The sequence below is a fragment of the Acetobacter syzygii genome (genome assembly GCF_000964225.1).
Taxonomy (GTDB): domain Bacteria; phylum Pseudomonadota; class Alphaproteobacteria; order Acetobacterales; family Acetobacteraceae; genus Acetobacter; species Acetobacter syzygii.
Genome location: NZ_BAMZ01000010.1, coordinates 24,201 through 37,124 on the forward strand (window position 1 = coordinate 24,201; position 12,924 = coordinate 37,124).

At 59.8% G+C, this 12,924-nt stretch carries 10 protein-coding genes; 5 read left to right on the plus strand and 5 right to left on the minus strand.

Annotated elements, in window-relative coordinates; all coding sequences use genetic code 11:
* Positions 1–14: 14 nt before the first annotated feature.
* Positions 15–512, minus strand: coding sequence for a hypothetical protein (locus Absy_RS04880; protein ID WP_048853689.1), 498 nt, complete (start codon positions 510–512; stop codon positions 15–17).
* 498 nt (positions 513–1,010) lie between these two features.
* On the opposite strand from Absy_RS04880, the gene Absy_RS04885 reads away from it, so the two are divergent.
* Positions 1,011–1,562, plus strand: coding sequence for a DUF4142 domain-containing protein (locus Absy_RS04885; protein ID WP_048853627.1), 552 nt, complete (start codon positions 1,011–1,013; stop codon positions 1,560–1,562).
* 98 nt (positions 1,563–1,660) lie between these two features.
* Entirely contained in the window at positions 1,661–3,361 is a 1,701-nt protein-coding gene (locus Absy_RS04890; RefSeq protein WP_048853628.1) for a Na+/H+ antiporter, read from the plus strand.
* 38 nt (positions 3,362–3,399) lie between these two features.
* On the opposite strand, the gene Absy_RS04895 is transcribed toward Absy_RS04890, so the two are convergent.
* Genes Absy_RS04895 through Absy_RS04905 form a run of 3 tightly spaced genes read right to left on the minus strand, consistent with a single transcriptional unit; the run spans position 3,400 to position 8,196 of the window.
* Positions 3,400–5,724 carry a beta-N-acetylhexosaminidase gene (locus Absy_RS04895; protein WP_052945701.1) on the minus strand — a complete coding sequence of 775 codons (2,325 nt, stop codon included), beginning with the start codon at positions 5,722–5,724 and terminating at the stop codon, positions 3,400–3,402.
* A gap of 16 nt (positions 5,725–5,740) precedes the next feature.
* Positions 5,741–6,703: an N-acetylmuramic acid 6-phosphate etherase gene (locus tag Absy_RS04900; RefSeq protein ID WP_048853629.1), complete on the minus strand. Its 963-nt coding sequence runs from the start codon at positions 6,701–6,703 to the stop codon at positions 5,741–5,743.
* Complete coding sequence (locus tag Absy_RS04905) at positions 6,700–8,196, minus strand: sodium:solute symporter (protein WP_048853630.1); 1,497 nt, start codon at positions 8,194–8,196, stop codon at positions 6,700–6,702. The genes Absy_RS04900 and Absy_RS04905 overlap by 4 nt, the downstream gene beginning before the upstream one ends.
* 306 nt (positions 8,197–8,502) lie before the next feature.
* Here Absy_RS04905 and msrB point away from each other — a divergent pair, with 306 nt between their 5' ends.
* Positions 8,503–8,949 carry a peptide-methionine (R)-S-oxide reductase MsrB gene (gene msrB, locus Absy_RS04910; protein ID WP_048853631.1) on the plus strand — a complete coding sequence of 149 codons (447 nt, stop codon included), beginning with the start codon at positions 8,503–8,505 and terminating at the stop codon, positions 8,947–8,949.
* 6 nt (positions 8,950–8,955) lie between these two features.
* Here msrB and Absy_RS04915 read toward each other — a convergent pair whose 3' ends face one another.
* Complete coding sequence (locus Absy_RS04915) at positions 8,956–9,723, minus strand: TetR/AcrR family transcriptional regulator (RefSeq protein WP_048853632.1); 768 nt, start codon at positions 9,721–9,723, stop codon at positions 8,956–8,958.
* A 304-nt stretch (positions 9,724–10,027) separates the two neighbouring features.
* Between Absy_RS04915 and Absy_RS04920 the strand changes: the two genes are divergently transcribed.
* On the plus strand, positions 10,028–11,152 hold the full coding sequence (locus Absy_RS04920; RefSeq protein WP_048853691.1) for an AI-2E family transporter: 1,125 nt from the start codon (positions 10,028–10,030) through the stop codon (positions 11,150–11,152).
* Positions 11,153–11,295: 143 nt separating this feature from the next.
* The gene (locus Absy_RS04925; protein WP_048853633.1) at positions 11,296–12,918 is read left to right on the plus strand and encodes a bifunctional aspartate transaminase/aspartate 4-decarboxylase; all 1,623 of its coding nucleotides are present in this window, start codon (positions 11,296–11,298) and stop codon (positions 12,916–12,918) included.
* The last annotated feature ends 6 nt before the right edge of the window (positions 12,919–12,924 follow it).

Consider the following 12,924-nt stretch of genomic DNA (forward strand, 5'->3'; position numbering starts at 1 on the left):
TGGGGCGGATGGGCTTACGGTTTGCGCGGAATAATGACCGGATCGGTTGAGTTGGGGTTGGGGTTCAGTTCCACCGTACCAGCCTGCGGGGAATAGGTGGCGGAAGTGGACTGGTTTGTCCCCTTGGGTTCATGGAAGGCGGAGACAGGGCCAAACAGAAGGCTGCCGGTCTGCTTGTTCATTGTGCCTTCGGGGCGGCGCGAGCAGCCGCGGGTAATAATGGAACAGATTCCATCCGTGCCAATCAGTTCGTCATTATTGCCCGTATAATGCACATCGGCCACGCGGTCGTGGTCAAGGCGAATAACGGCGGAGCATGTGGTGCCGCCACCGCCACCAAGCTGGGCAACGGTTGTCACAATATCGCCAACCGGAATAAGGGTGGAGCCACCGTAGCTGGGCTGTGGCTGTGTGCCATTGTAGATGAAAATCTGGGTCGTATCGTTAATCTGCTTGGTGGCGGCAGGCAGACCTGCGCAGGACTGAAGGTCGTAGGAGGTCATGCCGATCATGGTCAACTGCGCCTTATGGGCTGCGCGTGAGTCAAAATAACCGCACCCGCTCAACCCCAGAGAGAGGGAGGAAAGAGCCAGTAAGTTTAAAAGACGACCGTTCATGTAATGGAATATCCCAACATCCAGAATTGGCGCATGTCCTCGCACGGTATGCCCGCCTTTGCCAGCCTACTGTGTTCTGCTGGCGTGATGCAAGGCGCAAACAAAGTGTAAAATACCTCCACACCAGTAAAATGCGTGGGGGGTGGAATTATAAATCAGCCACCGCTGCGGTCATACTCACCAGCTTTGCAACAAATAAATGCGACTGCTCCAGTCTTGCCTTTGGGTGTGTATGCTTTCATCATGGCATGTACGGCCATGCAGGGTGGACTCTGTTGCGGGCGTAAACAGTACAAGTGCAACCAGCCTGTTTGCTGCTGGCAAACATTGCTCTCAATATTTGGGCATATTCATATGCCATGCTTTGGACCGTGTAAGGGAGAACTGCCGGTTATGTCGTTTCTGTTCCGCCATAAGGCGTGTGTGTTCTCCCCCCTGTTAGTTCTGCTGCTGGGTGTAAGCGGGTGTGCTTATGTTACGCCGGGGCAGCCCCCGGCACCGCCCTTGCCTGCGCTGGCCAAGCCTGCACCCTTTACGGCAGCGGATGCGGCGTTTGTGCAAAAGCTCAATGCGTTCGATCTGGTGCAGATCGCCCTTGCCAATACCGCCAAAACCCATGCGGCACGGAACGATCTGGCACTTCTGGGCGCATCCATGACCAAGGACCTGACTGATGCCCAGACCAAGCTTGCAAAGCTTGCCTCCACCCACAGTCTGACCCTGCCCACCAAACCCACGGCAGCGGAGCAAAAACAGATTGACCGCCTGGGGCAGGCGCATGGTGCCGGGTTTGACCGGCGCTACATCCGCCTGTTCACCACGGCACATGGCAGAATAAAGCCAGTGCTTGCCAGCCAGATCGCTCTTTCCAAAAATTCGGATTTGGTGGCCATCGCACGGAATGTGCAAACCAGACTGGCCGATTATCAGGCGGTTATGAAGTAAGGCCCAGTCTGGGCCTTCCAGCCTGCTCCCCCCCTTATGGTGCAGAGATTTGATAATCACTTGCACAAAAACAAGAAGCCCCGCAAAGGGCATGCACCATGCTGACCATTGAACTTATTCTGCTCTTGCTGCTGCTGACTGCCGTAAGCAGCCTGATCGCCCTGCGCTTCCGTCAGAAGGTGCCGCAGCCTGTTATTCTTATTGCATTGGGCGTAGGGGCCGGGCTTGCGGGTATGCACCTGCGCCTGCACCCCGAACTGTTCATGTTCGTCTTTTTGCCGCCCCTGCTGTTTGCCGATGCGTTCCGTATGCCCCTGCGCGAATTTGGTGAACTGCGTGGGCCAATCCTGTTTTTGGCCTTTGGGCTGGTGGTGTTGAGCACGCTGCTGTGTGGCTATGCCATCCACTGGATTTTGCCGGTTATGAGCCTGCCTGTCTGCTTTACGCTGGCGGCGGCTCTTTCCCCCACGGATACGGTTGCGGTCAGCAGCCTTATCAAGGGGCGGCGGGTGCCTACCCGGCTGTTGCAGCTCCTCTCGGGCGAGGCGCTGTTTAACGACGCATCGGGCCTTGTCTGCTTCCGTTTTGCCATGGCAGATGCCCTTACGGGCGAGTTTTCCTACCAGCAGGCTTTTGGCACGTTTCTGCTCGTGGCATGTGGTGGTCTGGCCATTGGCGGGGCCGTGGCATGGGTCGCAACCCGGTTTAATAAAATGCTGACCCGATCAGGATATGATGAGACCCAGTCCCAGATCGTGCTTGTGCTGCTGTTGCCGTTTTTAATGTATGCCATGGCGGAAGCCGTGGGGTGCTCGGGTATTCTGGCTGCTGTTGCGGGCTGTATGGTGGTCAAACTTTCTGGTATTATTGAGGATGCCTCGACCACCACGCGCCTGCAGTCGACCACGGTGTGGACCATGGTCAGCTATGTTTTTAACGCGCTTATTTTTCTATTTCTGGGCTTGCAGTTGCCAAGTCTGCTGCAAAGTGCGCGCACGCTGGTGCTGGCCCAGCATGTTGGCATGTGGCGGCTTGGCCTGCTGGTGGTGGAAATTTACGGCATTATGCTGGTCATGCGCTTTGCGGGGGTGTGGCTGTCCATTGCCTGCCGCTGGGCTTCCGCACGGATCAACCGTGTGCCGTTTGACCACCCCACGGGTTTTGCCGCCAGCCTGCTCCTGACTTTTGCCGGGGTACGGGGTGCGGTTACGCTGGCTGCGGTTCTGTCCCTGCCAACGGGGGAGGATGGCACCATGTCCTTCCCTGCGCGTGAGCCGGTGGTGGTGATTGCAGCGGGTGTCATCATTCTCTCCTTACTGGTGGCGAGTGTGGTTATTCCATTTTGCCTCAGGTTCATTCCTCCCGAAGAGGTGGATAAAAACGCGCAGGAGGAAAACATGGCCCGCCAGAAGCTGCTGCGCGCCGCGCTTGAACTGCTGCACAAGGCGCAGACCATACCGGCCATAGAAACCCCGCCCGAAACCGAGGAAGAGAAGGCCGCGCTGGAGGAAGCCCGCGTGGAGGTTATTGACCGGTTGACCAAGCTCTACCAGACCCGTCTGGAGCAGGAGGATGCAACCCCCCGCATTGCACAGGCTGACCGGCGGAACGCCATTCGCCATGCCCGCATGGAACTGGCCCTGCGTTTGCAGATTTTGCGGGCCGAGCGCCAGACCATGCGCACACTGGTGGCCGAGCAGGAGATTAATGACCAGACGGAGTGGAAGTTGCAGCAGGAGCTGGATTACGAGGAGGAGGTGATCCACGCCCTTGCCCAGCGCCTCCCGCGGGAGGGCTGATTGCGTGGCGGAAGGTGGGCGTGCCGGTGTGCTCCCGCCTACGGCATGGCCTGATCAAGGAGTATTTCCACCCCCGGCACAATCCGTTGGATCAGATCCCCTGCGGGTTGTGGCGTGTTGGTCACGACATGAATACTGGCTGAGGCGGCAATGCCCCGCTTGGCATCGTTCAGCGCCTCCCGCGCGTTTTCGCGCCAGTTAAGCGTATGGGCGGTGCCAAGGGCTGCAAGCCCCGCACGGGCCAGCCGTGCCAGTTGGGCCGAAGCAGCCATGGCTGGGGTCAATGCCGCATTGTGTGCGGCTGCGTGTTCGAACGCGCTGTTGTTGTTGGCCCATAGTGTTAACAGCCGCTCCAGTTCGGGGCGTAGTTCTGTGTGCCCGCTCATAAAAGCCTGTGCCAGAGCATTAAAATTTTCGGCTTCAAAGCTATCGGGGCTGGCAATGTCTGCTGGTGTGCCAAGGGGCTGCAAGGTGGCGGTCTGTTTGTGCCGGATCTGTAAAAATTCATGGTTGTGGGCGTAATTGCGCACGGGGGAGACAACGCTGAACAGCCTGCTGGCGGCTTCGGTCTGGCCCGGGGCCAGCCGTTCCAGCATATGCCGGGTATTGGTGCGGGCGTTCAGGCCCAGCAGGTCCAGCCGGTCTTCCATAATGGCCAGTCTGGGGTACAGGGTGGCTGCATTGCATTGTGCAGCAGGCGACCAGAACCGCTCAGCCAGTGCCGCAGTGCGTGGCCACAGACGGGCATCCAGCATTTCGGGCGAGACAACCTCGGTCCATAAGGCGGCCTCAGCCCCCATTACATGGCTTTTCTGCTCATTGGTAAGGGGGGGCAGGGGGGCATCTGCCGGTTTATCCGCCACGGCCGGGGGAGGCGTGGTGGGTGTGTCCGGCGGGGTGGGGCCGGTGGTCTGGGCTGCGGCCTGTGCTTCTGCCGCGTCCTTGCGGGTGTCCAGCGGGTCGGTGGTGTAATAGGCGCTGGCAGGGAGTAAGCGGTCCAGATAATACGGGCCGGACACAACCGTGGGGTGGCCTGCTGCCGTTGCCTGAGCCGTATGGGCAGGGCCGCGCCAGCTTTCTATAATGGTATCGGGCGGTATGTCCGCCTCCTGTACCTCGTCCCAGCCCATAATGGTTTTGCCCTGCTGGCGTAAGGCATGGGCCACGCGGCGGGTATAGTCTGCCTGCAAAGCCGCGACCGAGGCTATGTGGTGCTGCTTCATGTAGGCTGCAATATGGGGGGACTGCGTCCATTGTCTGGCGACAACCTCATCCCCCCCAATATGAAAAACAGGGTCGGGGAACAGGGCTGCCATTTCAGCGTACACAGCGCTGACAAAGCCGGGAGTTGCGGGGTTTGTCGGGTCGAGTGCTGCCCGGTTGATCTCTGCGCGGTCTGTGGTGTTGAGCGGCAGATTGGCAGCGTAGCGGGGGTAAGCCAGCAGCATGGCGTAGCTGTGGCCGGGGGTATCAAACTCCGGCACAACGCGAATGCCCCTGTCCGCAGCTTCGCGCACAAGCTGGTGGATCTGTTCCTGCGTGTAATACTGCCCGTGGCTGCCAATTTTATGCAGGCGCGGGAAGCGTTTGCTTTCCACCCTGAATGCCGCCCCATCTGAAAGATGTATGTGCAGCACATTCAGTTTGACCATTTCCATTGCGTCCAGCTGGCGCAAAAGATCTGGCAGCGGCATAAAGTGCCTGCTTGTATCCAGCATCAGCCCGCGCCATGCAAAACGGGGCATGTCCTCCATATGGGCCTGTGCAAGCACTGGCCCATCCAGCTCCTGCCTTACAAGCTGGCTCAGGCTGGTCATGCCGTGCAGCGCGCCTGCTGGCCCTTGGGCGGTAAGGGTTATGCCGGAAGGGGCTACGTCCAGCCTGTATCCTTCCTGCATGGCAGGACCGGGGAAGGCAGGGTCTTTGGCAAGCTGAATATGCAGCACAAGCCCCCCTTGCGTGGGAGGTGTGTTAGCAAAAGTGATCTGCTGGCCAGCAAGAGTGGAAAGTCTTATGCGTAGGCGCTCTGCTGCGCGGAGCAGTAAGGGGGTAGGGGCTGTGCTCCACTGCACAGTCAGGCTGGACGGCAGGGCAAAAGCTGCCCCTGTGGTTTGCAGGATGGCCGGAGCAGGCATAACCAGCGGCGGCTGCACCTGATTGCGGGCAAAGGCCGGGGGCATGTTGGCCTGCTGCCCATCCAGCCCTGTTTGTGCCAGAGTTGGGTGTGGCATGGCGCACAAACCAAGAAGGCTGGAGGCAAGCAGGAGCCCGGAGGGAAGTTTTTTGAAAAACTGGTAGGTCATGGCAAGGGGTTTTTCTGCATGGTCTGCTGGAAAAGGGGGAATGGTCCGTGCCGCATCCATTGGCCCACCTGCATGATTATGATGAGGGCTGGTTGCTGGCCATGGGGCCTACGCCGCGTGCGGCCTGCACGGCCAGCAGATCAAGCGCTCTGCGTAAATGGCCGTCGCACAGGCGCAGCAGCATCCGACCCTGTGCGGGTTCCAGCCCCTGGCGGAGCAATATGGCCAGTTTGATCGATCCATCGGCTTTAAGCAGAGCCGCCTGCGCCTGCTCGTCCGAACAGTCGGTCAGTTTTGTAATCATACGCAGGGCGCGGTGGACCAGCTTGGCGTTTACAATCCGCATGTCCACCATATGCCCCCGCCATGTATGGCCCAGACGCACCATAAGGGTGGTGGAGAGCAGGTTGAGGCAGATTTTTTGCGCTGTTCCCGCCTTCATACGCGTGGAACCTGCAACGACTTCCGGCCCGGTTTCGGTCAGAATGCCAATATCGGTTTCGGCCAGCAGGCGTGCGTTGGGGGTGCAGGACAGGCCAATGGTCAGGCTGCCACAAAAGCGCGCACTGGCAAGGGCGGCGCAGGTGTAAGGGGTGCCCCCACTGGCGGCAATGCCAATAACCACATCGTCCGCAGTGGGTGTGTGGCTGCTTATGGCGCGCTGGGCTTCCTCCTCGTCATCCTCCGCCCCTTCCACAGGGCTGAACAGGGCTGCCTCTCCCCCGGCCAGAAGCAGGACCAGCCGCTCGGATGGCCAGCCATAGGTGGGGATCAGTTCCACGCCATCCTGCAACCCAATACGGCCCGATGTTCCTGCGCCAACGTAAAAAAGCCTTCCTCCCCGTTCCAGTCGGGGAAGAGCCTGGGCAATGGCGTCTTCCATGTTGGGCAAGGCGGCCTTAACGGCGGCTGTGGCGGCAAGCTGGCTTTCCAGCAGGGCCTCCAGCACGGTGCCGGTGGGCCATGTATCCAGCCCATCGTACCGGGGGTCCTGCATTTCGGTCCGGGGGGGCTGGTGGGGAGTGTGCTGTGTGGTCATGGTGGCGGCTTCCGGTTGCGGACACGCAGGGTGCAAAGAACAGGGTGCACCATATGGAACAACCCTGCCAGTCCGAACAGGGCAACCATGCCCAGCACAATAAGCCACGGAAAGGCGAGGGACTGCCCATATGGGCGGAACACAAGCATGGTCCACACCATAAGTGGTATGCTTATGGCAAAGGCGGGTGCCAGAACCCGCGCGGTGGCCCGGCGCATGGCCATGCCAGCTACAAAGGTGCCCAGCATGGGCCCATAGCCGCAGGCTGCTATGGACAGACCGAGTATAACGGCGGACTGGCTCCCATGGGCAAACAGGCCCGCGCAGCCAACAAGCGCGCAGGCCCATGCCACAGTAATGAGCCGTGCAAAACCCAGTGCCGAACACCCCATAGCGCGGGCGGCACGGGCGCACAGGGGCGCAAAATCTCCCACACTGGCCGCAGTCATGGCGGAGAGCGTGGCTGAGAGCGAGCCCATGGTGGCGGCCAGAATACCCGCAAGCATAAGCCCCCGCAGACCCGGTGGCAGGTCCTGCACAATATAGGCGGGAAAAATGGCATCCGTGCTGGCAAAGCCCATCTGGGCCAGTGTTTGCCCGCCGTTGCGGGCCCAGAGCAGCACCCCGGTCAGGGAGAGCAGGGCAAACAGTATGCCCACCCCTACCGCACTGCCCATAAGAGCCAGCCGGGCATCCCGCAGGCTACGGGCCGCCAGCATACGCTGGACCATAAGCTGGTCAGTGCCGTGGGAGGCAACGGAGAGCAGTGCGCCACCGCCAATGGCTGCAAATGGGGTAAATGCGCTGTGCAGGAAGGACGCATGGTGGGCAAACAGGTGTAGCCGCCCCGCCTGTTGCAGCGTATGCCACGTGCCCGCCGGAGCCTTGTGCCAAAGCAGGGCAACGCAGGCCAGAGCACCGGAGAGGTAAAGGCAGAACTGAATACTGTCCGACCAGACTACGGCCTTTAAGCCACCGCAGACTGTGTAGAGCAGGGTGAGCAGCATAATCACGCCCAGCAGCAGGGGCTGGGGCAGGTGCCACTGCATGGCGGCCAGCATGGTGGCAAGGGGGAGCATTCCGGCAAACAGACGCACGGCCTCCGCCAGCAGCCGGGTGACCAAAAACGTGGCGGATGCCAGCCGTTGCATGGTTGGCCCAAAGCGCTGGCCCAGCCAGTCATATGCGCTGAGCATCCGCCCCTGCTGGTACAGAGGTAAAAACAGCCATGCCACAAGAGCGCGCCCAAGCAGGTAACCCACGGCCAACCCAACAAAAACCATACCCGACTGGTAGGCAATGCCCGGAACACCAATAACGGTGAGTGTTGAGGTCTCCGTGGCAACAAGGGAAAGGCAGAGTGCCCACCATGGCAGATCTCCATGCCCTTCCAGATAGGACATGGAGGAGGACTGACGCCCCGCCAGCACAAGGGCTGCAACCGGCATGGCCGCCAGATAGGCCAGCATGACCAGCAGGTCGGTAAGGCTCATGGTGCGGTCCTGTTCATGCCGGGCCGCAGGTGCGGGGCAGGGTAAAAGTAGGGTGGAGCAAAGTCTTGGGGCACGGGCCAGACAGACAAAAAGCACAATGTGGCGGAAGTGTAGGAACAGCGCGTGCGGGCATCAACCCACTATTGCATTCTGTGTGCGCCGGTTCCACGCACGGAGGAGGAACATTCCTCGCCGGAGTGTGAAAACAGTGTGCTTGGCGCAGGGGGCTGGCGGGCGGTAACCTGCCGGGTAACAAATGCCTGCGATCAGGTCTGGTCTGGTCGATGTGCCAGTGGAGGAACCGTTATGACCAAAGAATGCAGTTCTGGTGGGTGTGGCCCCCGTGCGCCCCTGACCGCGGAACAGGAGCAGATTCTGCTTGGCCACGGTACGGAATACCCCGGCTCCAGCCCGTTGAATGGGGAAAAACGGCAGGGCACTTACCATTGTGCTGCCTGTGGCACCCTGCTGTTCCGCTCCACCGCCAAGTACGAGAGCGGGAGCGGCTGGCCCTCCTTCTGGGCGGCGGAGCCAGAAGGCGTGGCTACCCGGCGGGATACAAGCCACGGCATGGTCCGGCAGGAGGTGCATTGTGCGGAGTGCGGAGGGCACCTGGGCCATGTTTTCCCCGATGGGCCACCGCCCACGGGGTTGCGTTACTGCATGAACGGGCTTGCGCTGGATTTCAGACCCGAGCAGCCGGGTAAGGCGGCCTCCTCTTCCTCCGTGGAACAGGGTGGCTGGTGCGCCTGATGCCCGTTATGCCGGAGCTTCCTGCGTGGAGAGGGAGGGGGCGACTGGCCTGCCCCCCACGGCACTGAGGAAAAAAGACCACGCCTCGTTAAAAAACAGATCGCGCTCAGGCTCGGTCTGCAGGGGGTTCAGGCCAAACAGGCTGTCTTCCATGGGCCAGCCGGTAATCATGCCTGTCAGCAGGCGGGCGGTGGTGTCCGTTGCGTAGCCGGGGTTAATCTGCCCCTTCTGTTCCGCCGCCTTGAGCAGACGGACAAAATTATTATGGAATGGCTGGCCAATGGCCATAACCGCCTGCTGCTGCAGGGAGGGATGGCGGTGCCCATCCGCTATGAGAATGCGGTAGGTGCCCAGTGCATCTGGCCGCAAGGTCAGGTCGAGCATCAGGCGGCTTATGTGGCGCAGTTCTTCCAGCGGGTTGGTCAGAGGGGTTTCCTCCATCGCGCGTAGGACCGAGCCGGTCAGGTTGGTCACAACCGCAATGAACAGCGCCTCCTTGGAAGGGTAACGCCGGTAGAGGGTCTGCTTGCTGGCGCACGCCTTACGCGCGATCTGGTCTATGGATGTGCCTGCATAGCCATGCTGCACAAACAGACCGGCCGCGATTTCCAGCAGATACTGGTCCAGATCTTCGGTTACATCGGTTGTTGGTCGTCCACAGCGCCGTTTACGCCCCTGCAGGCAAGGGTTTGCCATGTCCAGCGGACGAGCGGCAAAGGTAAGGGCCTTGCTCAGGTACCCTTTGGGCGAACGGGAGGTGGGGGGCTTAGACAACGATTATCCGCTTTGTGTGAACCGGGCAGGGGGGCGCAGTTGTTAACATATTTGCAATGTGGCTATTTTATATCTGGATCCTGCTTATATTTCGAGGTCTTTTCCGCGCGACGCAAGAATGTGTTGCAAGAAAAAGGGGGTGTTCAGCCCACTCTTTTCCGCCACACACAAAACAGATGTCCTTTGTGGCAAGCGATCATGTCAGGAAACAACCTCAGTGGAACAGCACAGAGTAGAGGGTGCACACGAACAGGGGCAGGGCTGCTGCCCCCCAACCAGTGCGCCCGTTGAGCCTTCTTCCCCCATGCCTGTGCGGGCCGGAATTGCTGATGGCGCGGCGCAGATAGCCGATCTGGCTGTTGCGACCCAGAAGCTGGAGCGCGTTATGCGGCGCTTTTACCAGCTTGCGGTTATGGTCGTGGCCGCCATGTGCGTGGGGCTGTTTATTTATGCCGGGGGCGCTGTGGTCATGGTGGTGTTTGCCTCGGCCCTGGTGGCTGTGGTGCTCCATGGAGCGGCACGGCTGATCTGCCGGGTGTTGCCCATACGGCAATGGGTGGCGGTGGTGCTGTTCCTTGCCGCCCTTGTGGGTGGGGTGTCTGGTGTTGTGCATGTTTCCGGCCCCGAACTGGTGACCCAGCTTTCCCACCTGTATGCAGCCCTGACCCACGAGCGCGATGCTCTCCATGCAACGCTGGACCAGAACCCGGTCGGTCATTCGGTCCTTAACCATATTCCACGCTTTTTTGGAGGTAACCAGACATCCGGCCCCCTTGGATCGGAGGGAGCAGGCGGTGGTATGGATTTTGCCGGGTCCATGACCAATGTGCTCACATCCACCTTTGGTTCGGCTGGTACGCTGGTGGTTATTGTGATTGCGGGGGTGTATTTTGCGCTCTCTCCGCATTTGTATGCCAATGGCCTGTTGCGGCTGGTGCCTACGCGCTACCGGCCCACAGCGCGCGCGTTAATCCGCACTACGGCGCATGTGCTGTCCGCCTGGGTTGCCGGGCAGCTGCTGGATATGACCGTGGTGGGGGTGCTGACATGGGTCGGCCTTTCCCTGCTGGGAATGCCGCTGGCTTTTCCGTTGGGGCTTGTGGCCGGGACAGCCAACTTCATTCCCTATCTGGGCACATTTATCGGGGCTGTGCCCGCGCTGCTTATTGCCTTGTCCATCAGCCCGCGGGAGGCCCTTATGGTGGCCGGGCTGTATGCGTTTATTCAGGCGTTTGAGGGGTATGTCATGTCTCCCTTCATTCAAAAACGCGCGGTCAGTATGCCGCCTGCACTGACCATTCTGTCCCAGACTATTTTTGGGGCTTTTCTGGGCATGTGGGGGTTTGCTTTTGCCTCCCCCATTACTGCGGTGCTGCTGGCCATGGTCGATCATCTGACCACCCCTTTGCCAGAGGACGAGCAGGTCTGATGTGTGCCATTGCGCCGCCTGCACGCCTTGATCCAGACCAAATTGGTCAAAACAGGAGCAGGCTGCGTTTTTGGGGGTGGTTTTCGCACGCCTGTCCATGCACATTCCACACAACAAAAATATCCGTTTGAAGGAAGCACGGGATGTCCAGCCCAGCCGACGATTTTCAAAAATACAGGCACCTCAGCCCGTTTGAACTCAAGGACCAGCTTATTCGGCTGGCGTCCGGTCGTGCGCAGCGGGCCATGCTGGACGCAGGGCGCGGCAACCCCAATTTTTTGGCGACCCTGCCCCGGCAGGGTTTTTTTCAGCTCGGGATGTTTGCCGCGGCCGATTCTGCCTTAACCTTCTCCTACATGGCGGAGGGAGTGGGGGGTCTGCCCCGGCGCGAAGGGATAGAAGCCCGGTTTGAGGCTTTTCTTGTTGCCAACAAGGATGTGCCGGGGGTGCCTTTTCTGCGCCGTGCACTCTCGTACGTGCGTGACCAGCTTGGCCTGCCAGCAGATAGGTTTTTGCTGGAACTGACCTCTGGCATTCTGGGGTGCGATTACCCGACCCCACCGCGCATGTTGCGCTATGCTGAAAAAGTGGTGCGCCACTACCTGCTGCACGAAATGGCGGGCGGCTCCATGCCCGAGAGCACAACAGACCTGTTTGCGCTTGAAGGCGGGACTGCGGCCATCAGCTATATTTTTGCCTCCCTGCGGGAGAACGGGCTGATCCGTCCGGGCGACAAAGCGGCAATTGGTATGCCGGTTTTTACCCCGTATGTGGAAATTCCCGAACTGCGGGATTACCAGTTGCAGGAAGTCGCCATTAACGCCGACCCGGAGGCAGGCTGGCAATATCCACCAGAAGAGCTGGACAAGTTGCTCGACCCGTCGGTCAAGATTTTTCTGGTTGTTAATCCCAGCAACCCGCCTTCGGTCCGTATGAGTGATGCCGGGTTGGCCCATATTGCCGAAATTGTTAAAAAACGGCCCGACCTGATTATTGTAACCGATGATGTGTACGGCACATTCGCGGATAATTTTAAGTCCATCTACGCGATTTGCCCGTACAATACGGTGCTGGTTTATTCTTTTTCCAAGTATTTTGGTTCCACGGGCTGGCGGCTTGGCGTTGTGGCCATGCACCAGAACAATGTGCTGGACCACGCGCTGGCTGCATTGCCAGAGCCGGAAAAGGAGGAACTGGACAAACGCTATGCCTCCCTGACCCCGGATGTGCGGGCGCTCAAATTTATTGACCGTCTGGTCGCAGACAGCCGGACTGTGGCCCTTAACCACACGGCAGGTCTGTCCACCCCACAGCAGGTGCAGATGGTGCTGTTCGCCCTGTTTGCCCTTATGGATGGACGCGATGCTTATAAAAGCGCGCTCAAGCGCCTGCTCCACCGGCGCGAACTGGCTCTGTACCGCGACCTTGGGGTTAAAGCACCAGATGACGATGGCAGCACCCACTATTATACGCTGATCGACCTGTCCAACGTGGTGACCCAACTGTATGGCCGCCGCTTTGCCCGCTGGTTGATGACAAAGGTGGACTACCAGACCATTCTGTTCCGCATTGCGGAGGAAACAGGCGTTGTGCTGCTGCCCGGTGATGGGTTTGCCGTCAAGCGCCCTTCGGCACGGGCGTCCCTGGCTAATCTGAACGAATACCAGTATGCCGCCATTGGCGAAGCCCTGCGGCGTATGGCGGATGAATATTATGCCCGCTACTGTGCGGAAAAAGGGGCTGGTGGAGCTGCTCCCACGCCCTGAAGGATC